General features: G+C 53.3%; 21 protein-coding genes. 9 read left to right on the top strand and 12 right to left on the bottom strand.

Features of this window, described 5'->3' with window-relative positions:
- Positions 1-3 precede the first annotated feature (3 nt).
- Positions 4-1179 (top strand): peroxiredoxin family protein, encoded by a 1176-nt coding sequence (locus ABD920_RS06925; RefSeq protein WP_345157811.1) that lies wholly within the window; start codon positions 4-6, stop codon positions 1177-1179.
- Between the two features lie 214 nt (positions 1180-1393).
- Here ABD920_RS06925 and ABD920_RS06920 read toward each other — a convergent pair whose 3' ends face one another.
- From ABD920_RS06920 to ABD920_RS06910, 3 genes are all read right to left on the bottom strand, one after another.
- The gene (locus tag ABD920_RS06920) at positions 1394-2119 is read right to left on the bottom strand and encodes a leucine-rich repeat domain-containing protein (RefSeq protein ID WP_345157809.1); all 726 of its coding nucleotides are present in this window, start codon (positions 2117-2119) and stop codon (positions 1394-1396) included.
- A 110-nt stretch (positions 2120-2229) separates the two neighbouring features.
- Positions 2230-2955 carry a hypothetical protein gene (locus tag ABD920_RS06915; RefSeq protein WP_345157807.1) on the bottom strand — a complete coding sequence of 242 codons (726 nt, stop codon included), beginning with the start codon at positions 2953-2955 and terminating at the stop codon, positions 2230-2232.
- An 85-nt stretch (positions 2956-3040) separates the two neighbouring features.
- The gene (locus ABD920_RS06910) at positions 3041-3604 is read right to left on the bottom strand and encodes a hypothetical protein (RefSeq protein WP_345157806.1); all 564 of its coding nucleotides are present in this window, start codon (positions 3602-3604) and stop codon (positions 3041-3043) included.
- A 572-nt stretch (positions 3605-4176) separates the two neighbouring features.
- Between ABD920_RS06910 and ABD920_RS06905 the strand changes: the two genes are divergently transcribed.
- On the top strand, positions 4177-4575 hold the full coding sequence (locus ABD920_RS06905; protein WP_345157804.1) for a hypothetical protein: 399 nt from the start codon (positions 4177-4179) through the stop codon (positions 4573-4575).
- A 306-nt stretch (positions 4576-4881) separates the two neighbouring features.
- The gene (locus ABD920_RS06900) at positions 4882-6045 is read left to right on the top strand and encodes a putative sensor domain DACNV-containing protein (protein ID WP_345157801.1); all 1164 of its coding nucleotides are present in this window, start codon (positions 4882-4884) and stop codon (positions 6043-6045) included.
- Between the two features lie 21 nt (positions 6046-6066).
- Here ABD920_RS06900 and ABD920_RS06895 read toward each other — a convergent pair whose 3' ends face one another.
- The 3 genes from ABD920_RS06895 to ABD920_RS06885 all read right to left on the bottom strand — a co-directional run bounded on the left by ABD920_RS06895 (position 6067) and on the right by ABD920_RS06885 (position 8719).
- Positions 6067-6690 (bottom strand): class I SAM-dependent methyltransferase, encoded by a 624-nt coding sequence (locus tag ABD920_RS06895; protein ID WP_345157798.1) that lies wholly within the window; start codon positions 6688-6690, stop codon positions 6067-6069.
- 415 nt (positions 6691-7105) lie between these two features.
- Positions 7106-7624 (bottom strand): energy transducer TonB, encoded by a 519-nt coding sequence (locus ABD920_RS06890; RefSeq protein WP_345157796.1) that lies wholly within the window; start codon positions 7622-7624, stop codon positions 7106-7108.
- A 117-nt stretch (positions 7625-7741) separates the two neighbouring features.
- A complete protein-coding gene (locus ABD920_RS06885) occupies positions 7742-8719 on the bottom strand; it encodes a polyprenyl synthetase family protein (protein ID WP_345157795.1) in 978 nt (325 codons plus the stop codon).
- A 575-nt stretch (positions 8720-9294) separates the two neighbouring features.
- Here ABD920_RS06885 and ABD920_RS06880 point away from each other — a divergent pair.
- Positions 9295-10140 carry an alpha/beta hydrolase family protein gene (locus ABD920_RS06880; RefSeq protein ID WP_345157794.1) on the top strand — a complete coding sequence of 282 codons (846 nt, stop codon included), beginning with the start codon at positions 9295-9297 and terminating at the stop codon, positions 10138-10140.
- Positions 10133-10624, top strand: coding sequence for a 2-amino-4-hydroxy-6-hydroxymethyldihydropteridine diphosphokinase (gene folK, locus ABD920_RS06875; protein ID WP_345157793.1), 492 nt, complete (start codon positions 10133-10135; stop codon positions 10622-10624). Before ABD920_RS06880 ends, folK begins: the two co-directional genes overlap by 8 nt.
- 31 nt (positions 10625-10655) lie before the next feature.
- On the opposite strand, the gene ABD920_RS06870 is transcribed toward folK, so the two are convergent.
- The 5 genes from ABD920_RS06870 to ABD920_RS06850 form a co-directional block, all read right to left on the bottom strand.
- Positions 10656-10958, bottom strand: coding sequence for a hypothetical protein (locus ABD920_RS06870; RefSeq protein WP_345157791.1), 303 nt, complete (start codon positions 10956-10958; stop codon positions 10656-10658).
- An 11-nt stretch (positions 10959-10969) separates the two neighbouring features.
- Entirely contained in the window at positions 10970-11794 is an 825-nt protein-coding gene (locus tag ABD920_RS06865) for a CPBP family intramembrane glutamic endopeptidase (RefSeq protein ID WP_345157790.1), read from the bottom strand.
- Positions 11795-12309: 515 nt separating this feature from the next.
- Complete coding sequence (gene fabD, locus ABD920_RS06860; protein ID WP_345157789.1) at positions 12310-13191, bottom strand: ACP S-malonyltransferase; 882 nt, start codon at positions 13189-13191, stop codon at positions 12310-12312.
- Between the two features lie 140 nt (positions 13192-13331).
- Positions 13332-13757: a thiol-disulfide oxidoreductase DCC family protein gene (locus ABD920_RS06855; protein ID WP_345157787.1), complete on the bottom strand. Its 426-nt coding sequence runs from the start codon at positions 13755-13757 to the stop codon at positions 13332-13334.
- A complete protein-coding gene (locus tag ABD920_RS06850) occupies positions 13757-16513 on the bottom strand; it encodes a T9SS type B sorting domain-containing protein (RefSeq protein ID WP_345157786.1) in 2757 nt (918 codons plus the stop codon). The genes ABD920_RS06855 and ABD920_RS06850 overlap by 1 nt, the downstream gene beginning before the upstream one ends.
- A 385-nt stretch (positions 16514-16898) precedes the next feature.
- Here ABD920_RS06850 and ABD920_RS06845 point away from each other — a divergent pair, with 385 nt between their 5' ends.
- The 4 genes from ABD920_RS06845 to ABD920_RS06830 all read left to right on the top strand — a co-directional run bounded on the left by ABD920_RS06845 (position 16899) and on the right by ABD920_RS06830 (position 21129).
- On the top strand, positions 16899-17579 hold the full coding sequence (locus tag ABD920_RS06845; RefSeq protein WP_345157784.1) for a succinate dehydrogenase cytochrome b subunit: 681 nt from the start codon (positions 16899-16901) through the stop codon (positions 17577-17579).
- Positions 17580-17600: 21 nt separating this feature from the next.
- Positions 17601-19535 carry a fumarate reductase/succinate dehydrogenase flavoprotein subunit gene (locus ABD920_RS06840; protein WP_345157783.1) on the top strand — a complete coding sequence of 645 codons (1935 nt, stop codon included), beginning with the start codon at positions 17601-17603 and terminating at the stop codon, positions 19533-19535.
- 153 nt (positions 19536-19688) lie between these two features.
- The gene (locus ABD920_RS06835; RefSeq protein WP_345157781.1) at positions 19689-20441 is read left to right on the top strand and encodes a succinate dehydrogenase/fumarate reductase iron-sulfur subunit; all 753 of its coding nucleotides are present in this window, start codon (positions 19689-19691) and stop codon (positions 20439-20441) included.
- 163 nt (positions 20442-20604) lie between these two features.
- Entirely contained in the window at positions 20605-21129 is a 525-nt protein-coding gene (locus ABD920_RS06830) for an NADPH-dependent FMN reductase (protein ID WP_345157780.1), read from the top strand.
- Positions 21130-21636: 507 nt separating this feature from the next.
- On the opposite strand, the gene ftsZ is transcribed toward ABD920_RS06830, so the two are convergent.
- Positions 21637-23184, bottom strand: a complete 1548-nt coding sequence (gene ftsZ, locus ABD920_RS06825) for a cell division protein FtsZ (RefSeq protein WP_345157779.1) — start codon at positions 23182-23184, stop codon at positions 21637-21639.
- Positions 23185-23205: the final 21 nt, after the last annotated feature.

Here is a 23205-nt window from a genome sequence, read left to right as displayed (position 1 = left end):
TCCATGGAAGCTACTGACAACACGATACGAACCGGTACCTGGCGCGTGGCGCTGCAGGCCCAAGGCCAGGAAATCCCTTTCCTGATGGAGGCGGAGCAAAAAGAGGGAAAAACAGTGCTCTACCTCCTCAACGGCGAGGAGCGCATTCTGCTGGACGACCTGCAGCCGCAGGGCGACTCGGTGAAAATAGGGCTGCACATGTTTGATGCCGACCTGATTGCCAAAGCAGACGGCGACACCATGCAGGGTCGCTTTGTGAAGAACGACACCGAAACGCGCTACTCTATACCGTTTACGGCGGTGCACGGGCAGCAGAACCGTTTTACGGCAGACCCGGCCCCGGCCACTTTCAACTTTGGCGGTAAATGGGAGGTCGTTTTCTCGGATACGGCAGGCGGCAGCTACAACGCCATCGGCCTGTTCGAACAGGAGGATAACGATGTGACCGGCACCTTTCTGACAGAGACGGGCGACTACCGCTACCTGGAGGGGCAGGTTGCGGGCGATGAACTGAAACTCTCTACCTTCGACGGCAACCATACCTACCTGTTCACGGCAAAACCGAGCGGCGACAGCACGTTGCAGGGTGATTTTTACTCTGGCATGAGCGGCTACGAAAGCTGGACTGCCAGGCGTAACCCGGACGCCGCACTTGCCAGCGCCGACACCCTCACCTACCTGAAAGAGGGATATAACTCCCTGTCATTCACGTTCCCGAACCTGCAGGGCGAGCAGGTGTCTCTGGCTGACCCGAAATACCAGGGCAAGGTGGTGCTGGTGCAACTGCTGGGTTCCTGGTGCCCGAACTGCATGGACGAAACGCAGTTCCTAGCCCCCTATTATGAAAAGAACAAGGACAGAGGACTTGAGGTGATCGGGCTTGGCTTTGAGCGCAGCCCGGAGTTTGAGAAAGCCGCCGCGCGCCTCGCCAAAATGAAAGAACGCCTCGACGTTGGCTATGAGTTACTGGTGGCCGGCGTGTCGGATAAAGAGGCTGCGGCCCAGGCGCTTCCTGCGCTCAACCACGTCATGTCGTTCCCGACCACCATCTTCATTGGCCGCGACGGGAAAGTGCGCAAGATCCACACCGGCTTCTCCGGCCCCGGCACCGGCCAGTACTACGAGGACTGGGTAGCCGACTTCAACAAGACGATGGAGGAGTTGCTGGCGGAGAAGTAGGGAGCCGTTGCTTGTTTATCGGTTCATATGTGGCTGGGAGTAATGGGAGCAGAGCTGGCAAAAGATAAAAGCCGTCTGCTGTATCATGTCAGCAGATGGCTTTTATATAGAGCAGCAGTAGTTTGGCTGCTGTCTCAAAAGCCCAATTATGTTAAGCTAACGTATTTGGCTTTGCGGTGGCGCAGCTACCGTGAAGCTCGTGTTGTGCTAAGTTTTACTTTGTCTTTACTTTCACACCTTCTTTAACTTTAAATGTAGGCGCGGTCTTTATACTATCGTGTTGAGTAGGAACTTCAGTCTCGGCTTTTCTTTCAATAAAGATTGTTTTGACATCTTGATTCTTCCAAGCGACATTTACAACCTTTGAGTCAAGTAAGAAAAATTGCCTAAGCTTGGTGTCTTTGGAAATATCAACAGTCCTTAATTGATCACATTCAAATAGTTGTAAGCTTTCTAAGTTTGGTAGATTGTGTACGTCAAGATGTACAAACAAATTTCCTTGAAGGTATAAGGATCTCATTTTGTTAAGATTCCCGCTGAATTCAACATCTTTTAATTCATTGCGAAAAGCATAAACTCCTCGCAAATTCGGCATATCCTTTAGCACAAGTTTTGGACCGAGTTTGTTCTCTCCAATGTATAACTCTTCTATTGTTGAGTTTCCAAAGAACACGTTAATATTGGTGATATTATTCGTCATTGCATGAACAACTCTAAGATTCTCAAAGTGAACAAGGTCGTCAAGTGACGAAATGTTACGTTTAGATACTTTGAGTATGGAGACTGTATCTATTTCGGCTTTTTCAATTTCAGCGTTTTTATTGAAGTCGTACCCAAGTTCAATCAAAGCTTTTTTGAGGTTAGCGTCTTTGAACTTGATCTTTTGAGCGCTTGACTGAAGCGCAATAAAAAGGAATAGAATTGTAATCACTGATTTCATTATTATACTTTATACTATCAAAATTTTGCACAACGTCTTGTGTATACCCTGTGCAAGGCCTTCAGACGAAGCATAGGGTATACACAAGACGTTGTGTGGAGCCCTTTTTCTTATTCTTTTATTATTCGTTCCTGCTGGTCAAACTCAAAACACTCAAGAAATTCAGATTTAAGAATCTTATTTGCTAATTCTTCGCCACAGCCAAGCAGTAGGAAGCCTTGGTCTTCAGGATGGCAAAAACACCAACCTTTGTTTTCTGCAAAGAAGTAACTTGGAAAGTCTTGATTCTGCTCAACGTAAAGTGTTGTAAGTTCTGACAACTCCCCGAAGAAAAGCCAATCCACAACTTCTTCATTTTCATGAAAACCTTTGCCATCAAGCACGTCACCATAGAAGAAGGTTGGAGTTGCTGCACCAATAATGTTGATTATTTCATTGAGAGTTTCAATATCTACTTCAAGCAAGCTTCCTAAATTTGGTGGCCATTGCTTATCAATGTTCCAAATACTTTGAGTGTCTATGTGCTTATTGTAAGGGATGTTCAGTTCTTTGGACAGTTCTTTATAGGAAGTTCTTTCCAATCTGTCTTTGGCTGGATGGCCATTGCTTATTCCATACTTATTCCAAAACTCTACCCTTTTATTAAGGTCTTCAACTGATTTGGCATTGTAAGAATATTCCTTAATTGGCATTTTCTTATCTATGCAAATAGGCATTAGTATTTTGATGTAGCTGTCAAAGGTTAGAGGCAGCAAATTACTTACCTTACCAAAGCTATGCTGGTCCACACCTTTGCTAATCCAATCAACTATACTAAAATCAAAGACTCTTTTCATTATTCGGGTTACATACAACGGCCTCGTATAAAAAATGTGCAAGGACGTCGGCCGTAGCATGATTTTTATACAGTGTTGGGTGACGTTATTTTTGTTTGAATTTTTCCTTGCCGTTGTAGAGGTTTTTGGGCGGCGATGCGACAATGATAACTACAGCTTTCTTTCCGTTTGCATTGAAATTACTATTTAGCTCCTCACCCCAAACAACCTTCACTTCTTTCAATAAGTCGGGTGTTATGCTGGCCAAGTCACCTGCGAAATTATCTGTTAACACTTGTCCATTCAGGATATATTGGAAACTGTCGTCACTTCCTTCAATCTCAAGTCGTTTATTATAATCACTACTTGCTTCTTTAAGCACCTTCTGGTACTTAACCTTAGCAAATGCTTTAGTTTCAATCTCAACGGCTCCATCTTTAGCCTTATCTCCGTATCGGTTTGTGGCGTCCTTTCCAAAATAAGTTGTTAAAGAGGCAACATCTTCAGCTTCCATTGTTTGCATTGCGGATTTATCAGATGCCTGTCCGTCTATAATGAAGTGAGGATTGGGGCCAAGTTTATTTGCGGCCTCAACAGGTGATATTCTTTGTGCAGGTTTGCAACCAAGGAATGAAGTAGCTAAAGCAACAACGAGTATATATTTTTTCATTTCTTAATTTATAATGACACCCAACTATGGTGTAAACGGAAGTCTGTTCCCGTTATCTGTCGAAAACGAACGATAATCGGAACTGGGCTGCCGAATATACTATATATGCGGAGCAATATAAACAAAACCGTCGGCAGTTTCTGCTCCTGCCAAAGTACCAAAAACAGCGGGTGCGATTCCAGCCTCTGGAGCGTGTTTGCGGTATAACTACATCTTATGTTAAACATAGCTCTTTTACGCGAATATTCCTATATATAAGAAACTGCTCCGGCATTGTCAAAGCTAAATGCCAGCCCCGCCTCTTTTGGCAAGTTTTAGCATCCTGGATCGACAGGAGCCCCGATCGAACCGACAGAACCCGCCTATCCCCTCTATACAACCTTGTTTATCAGCCTGTTTACGCGCTTAGTCCCGTTGGCAGCCTGTAGAGCCATTCCCGTCGGTGCCCTCAGGCCGCCGGTCTATTCCATTTTTTCGCTAACCAGAAATGTAGTCTCTTTGAATCATCAGACAGCAAAAAAAACTGCTGCCAATATAAAATTCAGACATCATAACCTTTAAAAAATTAAATCATGAAAACTTTATTTGCCGCCATCTTCGTAGCCTTCACCGTAGGCACCTCGTCTCCCAGCTTTGCCTCTGCCGCAGGCACCACTGGCAATGGACACGAAACGCAAGCCACCTCTGATCCCGTTGCTTTTGTGATCGACAACTCAAAAGTGGATGTAATCATTAAGGCCACAGATACCCCGAAAATGATCATCCGCATGAAAGATTCCTCCGGCAATACCATTGCCATTAAAACGCTATCGCATGTGGAAAGCGGAACCAGGGTGCGTTTCGATCTGTCCCAGTTATCTGACGGTTTGTACAGCGTGCGGGTGTGGGATGGCAAAAACGTACAGGAGCAGGAAATTAAGTTAAAAACAACTTCACCGGATATAGCTATCCAGAAAGTGTCTTTCCTTTAACGTTCAACCTCTGTCTGTTCACTCTTTCTGCTGGTCCTGATGAGCTGCTTCTGGCACCGTTCCCAATCTGTCAAGAACTGAACTAGCGGCGGCTCACCCTCTGGCTGGCAGCAGCATCAGCTGCTTCAAAACAAAATTTAACATATATTATATATAACAATATAAAGTAAACGGAAACAAGCAGGCCGCGTAAAAAATAGTAAGAACCCTGCTGTACGAAGCAGAACCAAATTATTTCGGGTATAACAGCACAATGCCCAGGTGCCCTTTTCAGGTGAGCGCCCCACCCTTTTAGAGCTCTCCCACATGACCAGCCAAACCGTAACACCGGCCCACTTAACAAAATACCAGACGGCTATCACCATCGTCGAAACGGTAGAGAGCCATTACACCCGCCATATCGCCACGGCACGCCGAAGCGGGGACAAGCGACAGGCCGTACAACCACATGCGCAAGCAATCGAGGGCATCATTGACGCCGCTTTCTGGACGAGCCTGCGGCGGGAGGAAGGGTTCTCGCCCAGGATTTCCCTTGCCTTCCTCCCGCCGGAGCAGGCCGTGCAGCCAGTGCGGTTCGGGCAGCGGCTGAAACTTTCCACCAATAACCTCAAAAAACTTGCCCCCGGTGTAGAGCGCCCCGGCATTCACCTCGGGGTCTGGTATGAGCAGGATGAACTTTACGTGTGGGGCACCACCCGCCACCTGCCGAATTTCTGTTTTGTCGTGGATGTTTCAGAGCCGGGCATGCTGGTGGTGAAGCATAAACGAAAAGAAGGACTCGTGAAATTTAAAAATATGGCTGTGCTGGTTGGGGAGCAGGTGAAGGTGATAGATGAAAGCAGCACACACCTGACGGAATGCCCGGCTCTGCTCACTTCACTGCTAGGCCTGGGGTCCTCCTCCTCCTGGGATGAACCTGTTAATGCGCTGGTGCAGTTAGCCTTATCCATGCGCGCCCACAGGCACGGGGGCACCCTGCTCATTGTGCCGGCAGGCACTGCTGCATGGCAGGCCTCAATGGTTCACCCGATCCTGCATTTGATAGAGCCCCCGTTTTTCGGGCTGTCCGACCTGATGAAACAGGACGAGCGCGAGAAAGTCACACCCGAATGGCAGGGAGCGCTACGGGAGGCTATCGACAGTATCGCCAGCTTCACTGCTGTAGACGGGGCAACCATCATCACCGATCAGTATGAATTAATCGCTTTCGGCGCCAAGATAACCCGGCCTGTAGGGAGAGCACCGGTGGAGCAGATGATGGTGACGGAGCCCGTTCTTGGCTCCGAACCCTGCATTGTCCATCCCACGCAGAAAGGCGGTACCCGGCACCTGTCCGCGGCGCAGTTCGTGCAAGATCAGCAGGATGCTATTGCGCTGGTAGCCTCTCAGGATGGCCGCTTCACAGCCTTCGCCTGGTCGCCTTGCACAAAGATGGTGCAGGCGCACCAGATCGACACGCTGTTGCTGTAGCCAGAAGGATATGCAAGTAGCCTACCCCGGCTTCCGCAGCCGCACAATCCGGAAAGCACCGCCCAAGGCTGTGGGTTCATTCAGTTCTACCTGCAAAGAGGTGTGGCCAACAATGTCGCCAATGCGGCGGTTGATGTCGGAGAAGAGGGTGCTGGTAAGCTGGTTGAGCAGGCGGCGCAAGGGCGATGGCTTTTGCCCATCCGGCAGGAACTTATCAAACACCATCACAGTGCCCCCCGGCTTCAGCACCCGCTCCACCTCCCGCAGGCAGGCCACCGGGTCCGGGATCACGGCCAGTATCAGGTGCAGGATTACCGCATCAAAAGAGGCGTCGGCAAACTGGAGTTCCTGCCCGTTCATTACCTGCGCCTGTACCGGTATATGGAGTTCCTGCGCCCGCTTCTTCAGTTTCGTGATCATGCCCGGCGTTATGTCGATGGCGGTGAGATTAGTGTAGCCCTGCAGGTAAGGCAGATCGAGCCCGCTGCCGGCCCCCAGCAGCAGGATGGCATCGGAGGGGGCAGCCCCTAACAGCACGACCGACCGTTGTCTGTATCGCCGGAAGATGCGGTCGGCCACGAAATCATATAGGGGTAGATAGAAGGTATACCGTAAGCGGTTCCAGGAAGTGGTGTTGATGCCCATGTGTAGGAGGTGTATCGTGCCGCTGCAATTTAAAGATCCGCTCCCTCAAACGCCACAGTTTATATATAAACACACTTTTTTATATATGGCCTTAGAGCCGATTTTTTAAGAGATGGTCTTTTTAAACAGGATGATTCGTTCTGATGCTTTACCCTTTATATACCCGCACTGCAGGGGCATCAGGGCGATTTTTCCCCTTCCAATATAGGAGCCTTTGCACCTGGTGCAATCCCTAGTAGAGACAAGCCGCGACCTGTCTGCGCGTCGGCCTCGGCTGCAGGCATGGGATAAGACATATATGGTTCAGCTATATAGCCTTCAGAAAAAGTGTGCTTAAAGGGAATGGCTCTTATGAAGCGGGGCAACTACAGTCCGTCTTCCGGGCAGTGATATAAAAACCCTGCCGGGAGCGGGGTCAGTTTTTGGTATAGCGCTGTACCATCGGAGGCAGCATCGTGCATTCCATCGACTCCGCCACGGTGCCATCGTCGAAAACCAGCACCCGCCGCACGGCCTCCTCAAACTTGTTCGTGCTTTTGTCAGCTTTAGGACATCCGTAGTTCACATTAAACATGACCGGCAACAGGTACGGTTTGCTATCCACCGCCTTCCCGTTCACTTCCTTAGGCAGCCAGCTGCCGCTTGTGGCCAGCACGGTTTCTTTCAGCGACGCAGCAATAACCGTTGGCGTGTCCTTGGTGCAGGCCACGCTTTTCACACTCCCGTCGGCACCGATTATAAACCGGACAAACGTTACGGAATTCACACAAAGCTTCGACAGCTCATATACATCAGGCAGCATGTTCTGGGCAAACAGCTCGGTGGGGTGCTTGTATCGCTCATGCACAAATACAGGCTCGTGGTCCTGAGCCAGCACACCAAGAGGAACCGACAGCACCAGGAGGCTGACGAAGAGTAGGGCCTTACGCATCATGTACATGTATGTAAAGTAACAGAACCAGTTCTGGGGCAAATAGTTCTGGCAGCATTAGGCATGCTACTGTAAAACACCACAAAAAGTTTAAAATATAGTACCCAAACGTAGAAAACGCTATTTTTCCCGTTCTATGGTGTACGCAATGAGTTGCTCCAGCGAGGTCCGCGAAGGGGAAGCCGGGAAAGTGTTCAGGATGGCCAGCGCCTCGGCATGGTAGCGGTTCATCAGCTGTATCGTGTACTCGATGCCGCCCGACTTCTTCACAAAATCAATTACCTGCTGCACCCGATTGCTGTCGCCGTTGTTGTTTTTCACGTTGTAGATGATGCGGCGCTTGGTCAGCCAGTCGGCCTGCCGGAGGGCGTGGATCAGCGGCAAGGTCATCTTCTTCTCCTTGATATCAATGCCCACCGGTTTGCCGATCTCGGCTGTCCCGTAGTCGAAAAGATCGTCCTTGATCTGAAAAGCGATCCCTACTTTCTCCCCGAACAGGCGGGCTTTCTCCACCTCCTCTTTGCAGGCGCCCGCCGAGGCGGCCCCTACCGAGCAGCAGGAGGCAATCAGGGAGGCCGTTTTCTGCCGGATGATATCAAAGTAGACTTCCTCTGTTATATCAAGGCGGCGCGCTTTCTCCATCTGCAGCAGCTCCCCCTCGCTCATCTCCTTCACTGCGTTCGACACGATCTTGAGCAAGTCGAAATCATCGTTTTGCAGCGAGAGCAGCAGGCCTTTGGAGAGCAGGTAATCGCCCACCAGCACGGCAATTTTGTTTTTCCAGAGGGCATTCACGGAGAAGAAACCACGGCGGTAGTTGGCGTCGTCCACCACATCGTCGTGCACCAGCGTGGCGGTGTGCAGCAACTCGATCAGCGCCGCCCCACGGTAGGTGGAGTCGCCGATGCTTTCCCTGAAAAGCTTGGCTGTGAAGAACACGAACATCGGCCGCATCTGCTTGCCCTTGCGCTTCACGATGTAGCTCATGATACGATCCAGAAGCAGCACGTTCGACTTCATCGACGTCCTGAACTTCTTCTCGAAAAGCTGCATTTCCGGCGCAATGGGCGCTTGTATATCCTTTAGGCTGATGCTCATGTATTAAGACCGCAATATTACTATGTCGCAGAGTGGTTTCCAAACGTGCATCGGCAAATCAGCGTTTAATTACCGGTTAATTACCGGATTGCTTGCTGCTGCCGCCCGCTTGTTGTAATTTCTGGTTGCATCGGCTATATACCTCTGTGGTTGCCAACTCATTTGTTAAGAACTGAAAGGCTGAATGGTTTTATTTTTGCTGAAAGTAACCGGAAGGAAAGCGCGTTCTAAAGTGTTCTTACTTTAGAAAGGAGGCGGGGCATCGCTTTTAAAGATATATAGCATCGGTGCAATAACTTCAGATAGCAGGACGGCGATCGTACAACCTTTGCAGGCGCATCCCATATATAACCGGGTGGCGTTTGCAGTCGCATGCTAAGGTTCGACGGCAGATGCTATCTGCTCAGTGAAACGTTTTCCTGATATTGCACCTGTCGTTTATATAGGCTGCATGCTTGCTGTAAAATAGAAAGCTACCTTTGTGGAAGTTCAGGAAGAACCTTCCTGCATGAGCTGGTCTTCTGTTGATTAATTGATTCAACGGCTCATCAAACGAACAATTTACAAGCAAAAAGATGAAAGTAGATTTTGTCGTATACCCCGAGCACGGGCGCCCGTTCACCGCTGACGCCACCTATATGCCCGATGGCCAGCCGAAGCCCATCGTCATTTTCACACACGGCTTTAAAGGCTTTAAAGACTGGGGGCATTTCAACCTGCTGGCACGTTACTTCGCTGAACGGGACTTTGTGTTCGTGAAGTTTAATTTTGCCTACAACGGCACCACCGTGGAAGACCACAGCGACATGCACGACATGGAGGCCTTTGGTAACAACAACTTCAGCCTGGAGCTGGACGACCTGCAGGCCCTGATCGACCTGCTCCACGAGGCGAACCCACCCATTCAGCGCCAGGAACTCGACCTGAAACGCATTTACCTGATCGGGCACAGCCGTGGCGGCGGCGCCATTCTCCTGAAGGCTGCTGAGGAGCCCCGCGTGAATGCCGTGGCCACCTGGGCCGGCATCAGCGATTACGACCAGCGCTGGACGGAATTACATATGGAACAGTGGAAAAAGCAGGGGGTGCAGTATGTGCTGAATGGCCGCACCGGTCAGCAGATGCCGCTCTACTATCAGATGGTGGAGGACTTTTACCAGAACCGCGCGCGCCTCGACATACCGCAGGTAATCCGGAAAGTACGGCAGCCGCTGCTGATCCTCCACGGCGAGGAGGACGAGACGCTACCGGTGCAGATGGCCTATGACCTGAAGAAGTGGAAGCCCGATGCGGAACTGCACCTGCTGCCCGGCGCAAACCACTCCTTCGGCGGCGAGCACCCGTATCCGCACACCGAGCTGCCAGCCCCGGCCCGCGCCGCCGCAGACCTGACCATGGCTTTTTTCCGGAAGTATGCCTGACACCTACCTGCTGCTCGGCGGCAACCTCGGCGACCGCATTTCATACCTGGCGCAGGCCCGTGAGGGGATTGCCGCGCAGGTAGGCAGCATCGTGCGCTGCTCTAAATTATATGAGACGGCTGCCTGGGGCAACACCGCGCAGCCTGCTTTTCTGAACCAGGTGCTGGAGGTGCAGACCCCGCTCGGGCCGGCGCAGCTGCTTGAGAAAATCAACAGCCTGGAGCAGGAACTGGGCCGGGTGCGGCGGGAGCACTGGGGTGCCCGTGTCATCGACATCGACATTCTTTTTTATGAAGACCGGGTGCTGCAAAGCCAGCGCCTCACCGTTCCGCACCCGCAGCTCCACCTGCGCCGTTTCACGCTGCTGCCGCTCGCAGAAATAGCCCCCACCCTGCTGCACCCTCTGCTGGGGAAAACGGTAAGGGAACTGCTGGAACTGTGCCCGGATACGTTAGAGGTCCGAGAGTATATGGGAGGGGCTTAAGCGCAGCCGCTTTGCTCCTGCTGGAATAGAGTTATTTTTCTGCTTCCGCACGATCCACCCACTCGGCTGCCTTTCTGTAGTTTTCATCGGGGAAAAACTCATCACAGATCTTCAGGATGGCAAACAGGTGGTTCCTTAGCGAACCCTTGTTTATGCTTTCGCCTTTCAAGGCATCCTGCGCCAGGTGCAGCGACAGGTCTGAGAGCAGCAGCCTCCATTTCTCCTCCCACTCGGGCGTCTGCCGGTAGACGGGTGCGTCCGGGTAAAAGGCCTCTACCCTGGCATGTGCAGCATCCACCAGTTGCAGCACTTCCTTTCTGTTTTCAGAATTCATATCGGATATAATCAGGTTAACCGGGCCGTACCCGCGGAAAGGGGTTCCTGTTTTGCATCAGCCGGCGCATCAACGTATATTAATCTGCTCTTCAGAAGCCTATAGACCACCGGGAACATAAGCGCCGTTACAGTGAGGCTTATATAGTCGTAGAAAGGCTGATCTGCTATGTTTTCCAGTCGCCACACGCCCTGGCCGTTAAAGCCATACAGCATTCTGTACATCACGTTTCCGCCCCAGTGCAACCCGATCGACAGCCAGAGGTTGCCGGTTTTCAGCACCGCATAAGCAAACGTAAATCCCAGAATGGCGGAGAACACCACATTCTCCGCATGAAAACCTGCATTCCAGCAATCATCGAGTATGTACAGCACCGTTACGACGGGCAGGAACCATGTCAGCAGGTGCTTTTCCCGAAGGTAAGCCAGCCAGTAGCCCCTGATCACTACCTCGTTGATAGCCGACGAAAAGAACATCGCCAGCAAGGCCTGGGCTAGCAGCATAAAGATAAAAGCGGTGTCCATTGTGCCTGCTACCTCGAATTTACCAAGCGCATAAGAGATGAGGTATTTCACCGCATATATGCCAAAGCCTACCACAAACCCGATTGCTATATGCCGGAGCCACCCTCTGTGCGGGCGCATCCCAAACGACTGCAGCCCCTGGAGCCGAAGGACATACCTTGCTGTCAGAAAAGTAAAAGCGAAGAAAGCAAGCCAGTAGGCTCCCCAGCATGTAATGCTGCTCTGATCAAAAAGCCGCGGCACAAGATTCACGTAGAGGTTCAGGACCACAAATACGAATAGCCACAGCAGAAACGATCTCTTTGTTTGCATAAAAACAGTTCGAGGGCTACAAATTTAAAGGGTTATATATACATGATGCAAGTTGCATATGGTCGCAAACAGTGGCCCGCGCGGCTGTAAACCTCCCAGACAATAAAATACAAAGCCAGAGTACCCCCGCCTGCGTCTGATACATTTTATACCAAATCCTATATACTTCCTTCCATAGCTAAAGTAAGAAACCCATTCGCCTTTCATTTTATTCAAAAGGATAAAGCCATATATGGAAGAAGGTTTAGATCACTTGGTATTATATATACCTGTGAACATAGTGTTGTCTTAGCAGGATAGGCGAGCTGAATATACAAGATAAATATACCTGTTTTCAAAGTTCATTCTACCCTCCTCAGACAATATGCAGCTTACTTTTTTCTCTGATTCCTCAGGACAAGCAACAGGCGGAGCGGGTAAACATGAAACAAGAAGGTCCTTCCCGGCATAGCGCCGGGAAGGACCTTCTTGTTATATAGAACGCTATAGCAGTTGGTTATATATGCGCACAAAGCTTATTCTGCTGAGCTGACCTCTGCGTTTCTGTCAATCTTTTTAACCAGCCCCTGCAACACTTTGCCCGGACCACACTCTATAAAATGTGTGGCGCCATCGGCTATCATGGCCTGCACCGATTGCGTCCACCGCACCGGGGCAGTCAGCTGTTGAATCAGGTTCTGTTTGATTTCTTCAGGGTCCGTATGCGGCCGGGCGTCCACGTTCTGATAGATGGGGCATATACCCTGGCTAAAGGTTGTTTCGCTGATGGCCTTCGCCAGCTCTTCCTCTGCCGGCTTCATCAAGGGCGAGTGGAACGCACCGCCCACAGGCAATGGAAGTGCCCGCTTGGCTCCAGCCTCTTTCATTTTCTCACACGCGATCTCAATCCCCCTGTTGGTTCCGGAAATCACCAGTTGGCCAGGGCAGTTGAAGTTGGCTGCCACCACCACTTCGCCATCGATTGAGGCGCAGATCTCCTCTACCTTTGCATCCTCTAACCCTAGTATGGCTGCCATGGTAGAAGGGTTTGCCTCGCAGGCAGCCTGCATCGCCAGCGCGCGCTTCGACACCAGCCGGAGGCCGTCTTCAAAGCGAAGCACTTTGCTCGCCACCAACGCCGAGAACTCGCCGAGCGAATGGCCGGCAACCATATCCGGCTTAAAATCCTTGGCCACGGCAGCCTGCGCCACAGCGTGCAGGAAAATAGCGGGCTGCGTTACTTTTGTCTGTTTGAGCTCTTCATCCGTGCCGTTGAACATCACGGTTGTGATAGAGAAACCCAATATTTCATCTGCCTTGTCGAACAGCTGTTTTACTTCCTCATGCTGCTCATACAGGTCTTTTCCCATACCCGGGAACTGCGATCCCTGCCCCGGGAAAATGTATGCCTTTTTCATTCGATGTTCGTTTATCTTTATTCGTTTCCTTTTGAATTGTTGGACTGTTGCATGGCTAAACCGCAGGATTAGTTTGCCCATGCTATGTCAGGTTTTGGCAATCTACCCAAACAGCAATCCAGTATTTTAACCTTACCGATTTACGCTACAAACCGCGCCCGTTCTTCCGGGCCGAGCAGCATGCACGCCTGTGCCTGGCCTGCTATTTTATAGCGATGCCTGGCGATGAAGCGATACACAAAGTTGCGGAAAGATAAAGGAATAAACCGGAAATAGTAAAGCGCCGCGAATGGAAAACTGAGATGGCGCGCAATACGCAGCACCGCATCCGACTCCGTATAGAGCTGGCCCTGCTCATAGAAAACAACGGAGTCCGGCAAGGGATCAGGGCGTCGCGCGGCTGGCACCAAAGCCTCTAGCACACCGGATTGCAGCGCCGCAAAAGTTAAATTGTGGCGCTTGTTATGCTTCAGCACGAGTTGTACGCTTGCCTGGCAAAAGCCGCAGGTGCCATCGTAAAAAACAATGGACTCCCCCTGCAGCTTTTCCGGATCGAAAGAACGCATCACCTTATGATCTCCACCCACCCCTTGTAGGTGGCGCGGGCGTTGGCGGGGTCCAGCGCATGGAACTCCACCTCCGCCTCATAGAAGTAGGTGCCGTCGGTGAGGCGGTTGCCCTGCCCATCTACCCCGGCCCAGTTAATGAGCAGTGCGTCGCCGCCCCCTGCCCCGGCCGAGCTGCTGTATACCTCCACGCCCCAGCGGTTGAACACCCGGAACTCAACTCCCCGGATGAACGAGGCCCCTGGCCCGGCCGGCCGGAACTTGTCATTCCGCCCGTCACCGTTGGGGGTGATGATGTTGGGCAGCACGATGCCCAGGCAGTTGTCCTTGCAAACCTCGTTGCTCAGGGCGCTCTCCCGCCCCAGGGCGTCCGTGGCGCTCACTGCATAGCAGCCTGCGTAGGACTCCAGCCCATCATGCACGAAGGTGGTCTCTTCCGTGGTGCCCAGCACCGCATACTCCCCACCAGCCGAGGCGCGGAAGTAGACCGTGTAGAAGGCGATGTCCTGGGTGCAGTCCGCCGAAGAGGCCGGCACCCACGTCAGCACGTTTTGGAACGGCGGTTCCCGCGGTCCGCGGGCAAAGGCTTCGCAGTCCAGTGCGTCCACGCTCAGTTCCGGCGGGCACACCAGCTTCTCGAGTCGCGCGCAGGCCTCCTGGCTCCGGTTGAGCAGCGGCGAGGGGAGTCCGGCCACGGTGTATGCCCCGGCCGTCTCCACCACATAGCAGTAGTCTTCCCCGCGCTTAAGCCCCGGGCCGCTGTCGGTGTAGCTGCCCCCGGTGGCCGTGGCCCCAACGCTGTCGATGAGCGTCAGGTCCCCGCCCGGCTCCCGCCGGTAAATGCGGTGGGGCAGTACCCCGTTGTCCCAGGGCACCTGGTAGGTCCATGTCAGCTCAAACGCCGCCTCGTCCCCCGCCGACGGGCTCACCTCCAGCCGCACGCTTGAGGCCTCCGCGCCCTCCCGCAACTCGGTGGGCTGCCCCCCCGCGGTCGGCGCCTGATAGAGCTCCAGGCGGTAACGGTAGCCTAATTCCAGTGTGTTCAGACCTGTGTCCACGAAGGAGGTGTCGGCCATATTGCGGCTGCGGAATACCTCCACGTAGCCCTCGCCCGCCTCCTGGCCCTGCTTGCGCAGCAGCCGATACTCCAGCGGCGGCGTCAGCTGCCCCGGCTCGGGGGGCGTCCATCGCACCAGCACCCGCCCCGCCGTGGCCGAGGTCTCCTCCACCGTCACGTTGGTGAGGTAGGGGATGTCGCGCTCCACGCCCACGCAAGCCTCATTAGAGGCCAGGCTCTCGCCCCGCCCCGGCGCGGGGAACACCGCGTAGATGATATAGCAGTACTCCACCCCGGCCTGCGCCTCTTTGTCTACGAAGGTTCCCGTGGAGACGTCCACCTCCCCGATCAGCACGTAACCCGTCGAGGCCGGCACCCCCGTCTGGCAGGCGTCCGGCACGAAGCCGGAGGGGCCCTCCCGCCGGTACACCCGCATGGTAGAGGCGTTGGGGCAGGTATAGGGGTCCCAGGTGAGCGTCACCTCCCCCGGGCCGGCCGCTGCCGCCAGGTTCTCCGGTGCCGGGGCCACGACCGTGATGTTCCAGGGCTGCACGTCCGTCAGGCGCGCCTCTCCTGGCGGGCGCACGTCCTCGGCCCGGAACACCACCTGGTAGGGCCGCTCCCGCACATCCGAGCACTGCGTCTGCCATGTCAGTACCCCGGCCGCCTGGCCGGGCTCACGTACGGTCTGCTCAAAGGTGGCCGGCGGCACAATGCCCGATCCCGCCACTGTAATTTCTATCAAATCCCCGTCCGGGTCGGTGGCCAACACTGTGCCTTTGAGCAGCGTGCCCGCCACGATGCACGTGTCGCGCGGCTCGAGCACCGGCGGCCGGTTGGGCGTCTCCCGTACCAGTATCTGCATGTCGCGCACCACCTCCCCCAGCTTCACCGCCCCGCCGCCAGGCGAGACGCGCCACTCCTCCACCACGAAGGCCACGTTGTACTCCCCCTTCACGCACGGTGCGTCCCATGTCATCTGACCCGTCAGGGGGTCCAGGGAAAACGTTGCCGGACCAGAGGCGTCTGAGGTCGTGCAACCCGCGTTCCGGAACGTCAGGTGCGGCAGGCTGTAGCCCGGAACGACTGTGATCCTCCCCTGGGCGTCCTCGTAACGGGGAACAATCAGTTTGAAGGCCAGGCTGTCGCCGTCCGCGTCATAGGCGCCGGGGTTATGCACGTAGGTTCTTCCCACCGCCGCGATATCGATTGGCGCCACCGTCAGCACCGGTGTGCTGTTGAACCCCCGCAACGCGTTGATGTTGATCACTGTCTCAATGAAGAAGGAGCGCTGGTCAGAGGGCGGGGCCATGTTCAGGATATCGTTGTTGCGGTTTACGCCCACCCACGACACCCGGTGCGTACCGTCGGTCGGGAAAGTGTACTCCCATTTATATACCTCCCGGTCAGTCTCATTCCCGATTGGTATCACTGCGAGCCGTGGAACCTCCAGCACCACGCCTCCCCCCATGTTCATATACACGATGGGGTCCTCAGCGGAGGAAGCCTGATCGGTATAGATGGTCATGGTAAAGAAAAAGCGGCGTGGATTGGGGTTTGGGGTGGTGTCGCGTTGGGCGGTGATGTCTCCTGCGCGGATGTGCGTCGCCTGTGCTTCTGAGAAACAGCCCCACATTATGATCAGCACGAACAACAGACTGGCGCGCAGCAGATACTTCATGCGTAAACTATATGGCATACATCTTGGGTTTGGCGGTAAATATAGGCAATAAGAGCATTTTAAGAATTAATACTTTGAGCTGCGAATGTGCGCATCCAGAACCTGCCTGCGGATATCTTTGGGTGGTAGTTGCTGCTATTACGCCCGAAAGGCGCCTGATCGACACTCCATTCACTCATTTTTGCTGTCGAAACGAAATATATACAAGCTCTAAATAAAACTCCTTCTTTTTGATTTTATTATCAACAAATAGAAGTTTAGTAGGTTATCAGAATATAGCATTTTGTGGTACGCGTAGCAATTTAGATTGATTCAAAATATGATATTAATATTGGTTTATATAAGGTCCGCATGTACCTTTGAGAATTAAAAAGCATGTCTACTTTAACTATAACTCTTACAGATGAATTGGTTTACTAAAACGTTTTCCAGTACAGTTGGGCGCAAGATCGTGATGTCTGTGACGGGCCTTTTCCTGTGCTCTTTCTTAGTAGTACACCTGATCGGCAACCTACAGCTCTTTAACAACGACGGAGGAGCTGCTTTCAATATTTACTCCCGGTTTATGGGCACCAACCCCATCATCCGCACCATGGAAATCGTGCTGCTGGCCGGGTTCCTGTTCCATATATACGACGCCATCGTGCTGACCCGCCGTAACAAGGCGGCGCGCCCTATAGGATACGTAAATAATCACCCGGAAGAGAACAGCACCTGGTCGTCGCGCAACATGGGCCTGCTCGGCACCGTGATCCTTGTCTTCCTGATCATCCACCTGTGGAACTTCTTTGTGCCCGCCCGCTTCGGTGGACTGGAGGGTGTTGTGATTGAGGATGTGGAGTATGACAACCTTTACCTGAAGGTGGTGCAGTCGTTCCAGATCTGGTGGTATGTCGCCATCTACGTCATCGCCATGGTTGCCCTTGCCTATCACCTGATCCACGGTTTCCAGAGCGCTTTCCAGACGCTGGGCCTGGACCATAAAAAATACACGCCCTTTATACAGATGTTTGGTTACGCGTTTTCAGTGTTGGTGTGCCTTGGCTTTGCCATTATCCCGCTGTACTTCTTCTTCTTAAAATAATAACTACTTTATATAGTTGCTATGATATTAGATTCCAAAATCCCGGAAGGCCCGATAGCTGACAAGTGGGATAAGCATAAATTTGATGTGAAGCTGGTAAACCCGGCAAACAAGCGCAAGTACGATATCATTGTAGTGGGCACTGGCCTGGCGGGCGCCTCTGCGGCGGCCACTTTCGGCGAGCTGGGATATAATGTGAAAGCGTTTTGCTTTCAGGACTCCCCGCGCCGGGCACACTCTATTGCAGCACAGGGCGGTATCAACGCCGCTAAGAATTACCAGAACGACGGGGACTCTGTTTTCCGTCTTTTCTATGATACGGTAAAAGGAGGGGACTACCGCTCCCGGGAGGCCAACGTGTACCGCCTGGCGCAGGTCTCTGTCAACATCATCGACCAGTGCGTGGCGCAGGGCGTGCCTTTCGCCCGGGACTACGGCGGCTTGCTGGCCAACCGCTCGTTCGGTGGCGCGCAGGTGTCGCGCACCTTCTACGCACGCGGCCAGACGGGCCAGCAGCTGCTGCTGGGCGCCTACTCTGCCCTGAACCGCCAGATTGCCTACGGCAAGGTGAAGATGTTCCCGCGCACCGAGATGCTGGACCTGGTGATGGTTGACGGCAAAGCCCGCGGCATTGTGGTGCGTAACCTGATTACGGGTGCCATTGAATCGCACAGCGCACACGCTGTCGTGCTGGCTACCGGGGGATATGGCAACGTGTTCTTCCTCTCCACCAATGCGATGGGCTCGAATGCCACAGCGGCCTGGAGGGCATATAAAAAAGGCGCCCTGTTCGCCAACCCCTGCTTTACCCAGATTCACCCTACCTGTATCCCGGTTTCCGGTACCTACCAATCGAAGCTCACGCTGATGTCTGAGTCGCTGCGTAACGACGGCCGTGTATGGGTGCCCAAGACGGTGGAGATGGCGCAGCGACTGCGCAAAGGGGAGATAAGGGTGGCTGACATAGCCGAGGCAGACCGTGACTACTACCTGGAGCGCAAGTACCCGGCATTTGGTAACCTGGTGCCGCGCGACGTGGCATCCCGCAACGCCAAGCAGGTGTGCGACGAGGGCCGCGGAGTTGGGTCCTCGGGCCTGGCCGTGTACCTCGACTTTGCTGACGCCATCAAGCGGGAAGGACAGCCTGCCATCGCCGCTAAGTACGGTAACCTCTTCGAGATGTATGCCAAGATCACGGACGAGAACCCTTACGAGATACCGATGCGCATTTACCCAGCGGTGCACTACACCATGGGCGGGCTTTGGGTTGACTATAACCTGATGACAACCATACCGGGTTTATATGCTGCAGGCGAGTGTAACTTCTCAGACCACGGCGCGAACCGCCTCGGTGCCTCTGCGCTGATGCAGGGCCTGGCCGACGGTTACTTCGTGCTCCCTTACACCATCGGGGATTACCTAGCCAAACAGCCAAACGACAAAATCCCGACAAGCCACCCTGCCTTTGTGGAGGCAGAGCAAGCCGTAATCGCTAAAAACAACCTGTTGCTTTCTATCAACGGCACCCGCACCGTGGACGACTTCCATAAGGAGCTTGGCCTGATTATGTGGGAGCACTGCGGCATGGCCCGTAACGCGGAGGGTCTGAAGTTTGCGAAGCAGCAGATACGGAAACTGCGGGATGAGTTCTGGCGCGATGTGAAAGTGACCGGCGTGAACGAGGAACTGAACCAGACGCTGGAGCGTGCCAACCGCGTGGCCGACTTTATCGAGCTTGGCGAGCTGATGGTGGATGATGCCCTGAACAGGAACGAGTCGTGCGGCGGCCACTTCCGCGAAGAGTCACAGACACCGGAAAACGAGGCATTGCGTGACGATGAGAACTATGCGTATGTAGCCGCATGGGAGTTTACGGGCGTTGGAAACGAGCCAGTCCTGCACAAGGAGGCGCTTGAGTTCGAGAACGTGAAACTGACGCAGCGTAGCTACAAATAGTATAACTGATAATTAAAAATTAGAAATGTAAAATTAGAAGTGAATGGCCATGCAGGATACTGCAACAGATACCAGTTCTAATAATTTCTAATTCATAATTTATAATTTCTAATTCAAAAAGAAATGGCTGGAAGTAATCCAAATGCTAAACCGATGGACCTGACACTTAAGGTTTGGCGCCAAAAAAATAGAGAGACAGCAGGGCAGATGGTCACGTATCCTGTGAAAGGCATATCCCCGGATATGTCGTTCCTGGAGATGCTGGATGTGCTGAACGAGGATCTGATGGTGCGTGGCGAGGAGCCGATCGCCTTCGACCACGACTGCCGCGAGGGTATCTGCGGGATGTGTAGCCTGTTCATCAACGGCCGTGCCCACGGCCCGGAGCGCGGCACCACTACCTGCCAGCTGCACATGCGCCACTTCCACGACGGCGAAACGATCACCATTGAACCCTGGCGGGCCGCAGCCTTCCCGGTGCATAAGGATCTGGTCGTGGACCGTTCCGCTTTCGACCGCATACAGCAGGCAGGCGGCTACGTGTCAGTGAACACAGGCGGCGTGCCCGATGCCAACGAGATCCCCATCCCGAAGACTATTGCGGACAAAGCCTTCGACGCGGCGACCTGCATCCAGTGCGGTGCCTGCGTGGCGGCCTGTAAGAACGCCTCTGCCATTCTGTTCGTGAGTGCCAAGGTATCGCAGCTGGCTTTGCTGCCGCAAGGCAAGACAGAGCGCAAAACGCGCGTGGAGAACATGGTGGCGCAGATGGACATCGAGGGCTTCGGCTCGTGCACCAATACCGGCGCCTGTGCGGCCGAGTGCCCGGTGGGTATATCGCTGGAGAACATCGACATGCTCCGAAGAGAGTACATCAGTGCCAAAGCCACTTCTGAGAACCTATAACCGAACGTTTCACAGCATAGGAAAGGCGGGGCAGCTACTGTTCCCGCCTTTCCTTTTTTTAGTATAGCCGAATCTCCCGCACAAGACCGTTTATATATAAATGCGCGGCATGTATAACCTATGCCGCTATAAACTGTTAGAGGAGATATAAGACCCGCTTTACATGATCACACTGATATCAGGCACCAACAGGAAAGGCTCTAAATCGAGGAAAATCGTTAATCTATATGCATCGATGCTGAAGGAGCGCGGGGTGGCCTATCAGATACTGGACCTGGCCGACCTGCCACCGGACTTCATCGAGTCGGCGATGTATACGAACTCCGGCAAGAACGCGCAGTTCAACAATCTGACACGGATGATTGAAAATGCCGACAAGTTCTTGTTTGTGGTGCCGGAGTACAATTCCTCCTTTCCTGGTGTTCTAAAGGCTTTCATCGATGCCCTGAGCTACCCCTGCCCGTTTATGAACAAGAAAGGCGCTCTGATTGGCCTCTCGTCGGGTATGCAGGGCAGCGGCCTTGCGCTGAGCCACCTGACTGACATCCTGAACTACCTCGGGATGCACATCATGGCCATGAAGCTGAAACTCGCCCATATCGAGAAAAACTTTGATGGCCAGCAAATCACCAACAAGCTATATAACGAGCTGCTGGAGCAGCATATAGATCAACTGATCCGGTTTTAAAAAGGGGATAGAGCATCGCCCGGCAATATGTTTCCCCTGCTGTTGGCCGATGCCTTGAATAGGGTGAGCACTTTTGAGTCAGGTCCCGGGGACATTGTATCCCACCCTGTTTCAGGGGTTTCCCCTATATGATATCACTCATATATTCATCCTCACATAGTCACGTTAAAATGGCATTACCTTTTAATCAAAAAGATAATGCCATATATGGAAGACGGTTTAGGACACTTAGCATAAATAAGTTAGTATAAATCAGTGCGTTTCAGGATAAGCTTTATATATATAAACACCGTTGTTTCAGTACCGGGTTAAATTATTCCATCACGTGCGCTCGAGACCTGCCCTCGGAGCAACAGGTTTCCATCATACCGTTCTCGTCAGTATGACATCCTGAACAAAACCCTATCCTGTATGAGGAGACTGTTAAGACACTGCCTATAAACAGCGAGCGCCTGCATTCTACAATGCAGGCGCTCGCTGTTTGGCTATATGGCTATATATAATCGCTTAGTCCACGTTGTCGTGCAGGAAGCGGTTATCCCCTAATATTTCGTTGTCGTCGTTCAGGTTGAAGCGGGAGATGTTACGCTCTGAGGAATGCGACACCCTGTCTAAGGCCACGTTGCGGCGCAGGTAAGCGGGGGTGTCCAGTTTCTCTTTGATCGCTTCAGTTGTTACTTCCGAGCTCAGCATGCGCAGACGCTCGCGTCGTTCCTCCGCGCGGCGCTGCATCAGTTCACGCTCCTCGCTCAGGCGCTTGGCTGCCTCGCGCTCGCGTGTGGCCATGCTCTCTTCCTCACGGGCGCTGTAAGGGCTCTGGTGCACGTTGCCATCCAGCTCAAACACGATTGGCTGCGGCTGTACCGGCGGCTGTGGCTCCGGGCGTCGAACAGGCTGCTCGTAGGCAGGCTGAGACGGCGGGGCTTGCTGCGCGGGCTGCTGTGGCGGCACGGGGGCCGGGGCTACCGGGCGCGCCACGAAAGCGGCTACCTCTTGCTCAGGCCTTGCAGGCTCAGCTACCTCAATTTTTTTTTGGCTGTTCAGGTCAAAGATCGTTTTCTTAGGCTCGATGATGCTTTCAGCGTCCGCAGCGAAACCTGTGGCGATCACGGTAACGCGGATGCTCTGGCCCAGCGAGGAGTCGATGCCGTGGCCGAAGATAACCTCCGCCTCCTGGCCCGCCTTGTCCTGGATGTATTCCGTGATTTCTGTCAGTTCATCCATCTCCAGTTCGGCCTGCTCGCCAGACATGATCGAAAGCAGGATTTTCTGGGCACCGTGGATGTCAGTGTTATTGAGCAATGGAGATGAAAGCGCTTCTTCAGCGGCGCGCAGGGCACGGCCCTCACCCTCTGTGGTTGCAGAACCCATCACTGCAGCACCAGAGTCTTTCATTACTGTTTTCACGTCTTCAAAGTCAACGTTCACTTCGGCGGTCACGGTGATGATCTCCGCTATCGATTTGGCAGCGGTTGTCAGCACGTTGTCAGCCTTCGCAAAAGCCTCGCGGATGGTCAGGTTGCCGAACATCTCGCGCAGCTTGTCATTCAGGATCACCAGGATGGTATCGCAGTTCTCGCTGAGTTCCTTGATGCCGTTCTCAGCCGCCACCTTCTTCTTCTTGCCCTCAAATACGAAAGGGGCCGTTACGATTCCCACGGTCAGGATGCCGAGTTCTTTGGCCACCTTGGCGATCACGGGCGCAGCACCAGTTCCGGTACCACCGCCCATTCCAGCCGTGATGAACACCATTTTGGTGTCGTTGCTGAGCATCTCCCGAATTTCTTCCTTGCTCTCCAGGGCAGCGTGCTTGCCCTTTTCAGGGTTTGCACCGGCACCAAGGCCCTCAGTCAGGTTCTGCCCGATGGCGAGTTTATTCGGGACGCTGCTGCTCTTCAGAGCCTGCGCGTCGGTGTTACAGATGATAAACTCTACATCCTTAATCCCTTGGCCGTACATATGGTTCACAGCATTGCTACCACCTCCCCCAACGCCAATTACTTTTATGATAGACTTGCCGCTGGCTGGCAAGTCAAAGGTATACATTGAACTCATGCTAATTTCTCCTGCTCTAAA

The sequence above is a fragment of the Pontibacter saemangeumensis genome (assembly GCF_039541895.1).
Taxonomy (GTDB): Bacteria; Bacteroidota; Bacteroidia; order Cytophagales; family Hymenobacteraceae; genus Pontibacter; species Pontibacter saemangeumensis.
Note: the sequence above shows the minus strand (reverse complement) of the source record. Positions and strands in the feature narration are given on the sequence as shown.

What these genes read in the sequence shown, in the direction of transcription:
- ABD920_RS06910 (WP_345157806.1), bottom strand. Translation starts at nt 3,604, where the DNA reads ATGAAAAAATATATACTCGTTGTTGCTTTAGCTACTTCATTCCTTGGT.
- ABD920_RS06880 (WP_345157794.1), top strand. Translation starts at nt 9,295, where the DNA reads ATGAAAGTAGATTTTGTCGTATACCCCGAGCACGGGCGCCCGTTCACC.
- ABD920_RS06900 (WP_345157801.1), top strand. Translation starts at nt 4,882, where the DNA reads ATGACCAGCCAAACCGTAACACCGGCCCACTTAACAAAATACCAGACG.
- ABD920_RS06905 (WP_345157804.1), top strand. Translation starts at nt 4,177, where the DNA reads ATGAAAACTTTATTTGCCGCCATCTTCGTAGCCTTCACCGTAGGCACC.
- ABD920_RS06890 (WP_345157796.1), bottom strand. Translation starts at nt 7,624, where the DNA reads ATGATGCGTAAGGCCCTACTCTTCGTCAGCCTCCTGGTGCTGTCGGTT.
- ABD920_RS06895 (WP_345157798.1), bottom strand. Translation starts at nt 6,690, where the DNA reads ATGGGCATCAACACCACTTCCTGGAACCGCTTACGGTATACCTTCTAT.
- ABD920_RS06835 (WP_345157781.1), top strand. Translation starts at nt 19,689, where the DNA reads ATGGACCTGACACTTAAGGTTTGGCGCCAAAAAAATAGAGAGACAGCA.
- ABD920_RS06840 (WP_345157783.1), top strand. Translation starts at nt 17,601, where the DNA reads ATGATATTAGATTCCAAAATCCCGGAAGGCCCGATAGCTGACAAGTGG.
- ABD920_RS06915 (WP_345157807.1), bottom strand. Translation starts at nt 2,955, where the DNA reads ATGAAAAGAGTCTTTGATTTTAGTATAGTTGATTGGATTAGCAAAGGT.
- ABD920_RS06870 (WP_345157791.1), bottom strand. Translation starts at nt 10,958, where the DNA reads ATGAATTCTGAAAACAGAAAGGAAGTGCTGCAACTGGTGGATGCTGCA.
- ABD920_RS06885 (WP_345157795.1), bottom strand. Translation starts at nt 8,719, where the DNA reads ATGAGCATCAGCCTAAAGGATATACAAGCGCCCATTGCGCCGGAAATG.
- ABD920_RS06830 (WP_345157780.1), top strand. Translation starts at nt 20,605, where the DNA reads ATGATCACACTGATATCAGGCACCAACAGGAAAGGCTCTAAATCGAGG.
- ABD920_RS06865 (WP_345157790.1), bottom strand. Translation starts at nt 11,794, where the DNA reads ATGCAAACAAAGAGATCGTTTCTGCTGTGGCTATTCGTATTTGTGGTC.
- ABD920_RS06920 (WP_345157809.1), bottom strand. Translation starts at nt 2,119, where the DNA reads ATGAAATCAGTGATTACAATTCTATTCCTTTTTATTGCGCTTCAGTCA.
- fabD (WP_345157789.1), bottom strand. Translation starts at nt 13,191, where the DNA reads ATGAAAAAGGCATACATTTTCCCGGGGCAGGGATCGCAGTTCCCGGGT.
- ABD920_RS06845 (WP_345157784.1), top strand. Translation starts at nt 16,899, where the DNA reads ATGAATTGGTTTACTAAAACGTTTTCCAGTACAGTTGGGCGCAAGATC.
- ABD920_RS06855 (WP_345157787.1), bottom strand. Translation starts at nt 13,757, where the DNA reads ATGCGTTCTTTCGATCCGGAAAAGCTGCAGGGGGAGTCCATTGTTTTT.
- folK (WP_345157793.1), top strand. Translation starts at nt 10,133, where the DNA reads ATGCCTGACACCTACCTGCTGCTCGGCGGCAACCTCGGCGACCGCATT.
- ABD920_RS06850 (WP_345157786.1), bottom strand. Translation starts at nt 16,513, where the DNA reads ATGCCATATAGTTTACGCATGAAGTATCTGCTGCGCGCCAGTCTGTTG.
- ftsZ (WP_345157779.1), bottom strand. Translation starts at nt 23,184, where the DNA reads ATGAGTTCAATGTATACCTTTGACTTGCCAGCCAGCGGCAAGTCTATC.
- ABD920_RS06925 (WP_345157811.1), top strand. Translation starts at nt 4, where the DNA reads ATGGAAGCTACTGACAACACGATACGAACCGGTACCTGGCGCGTGGCG.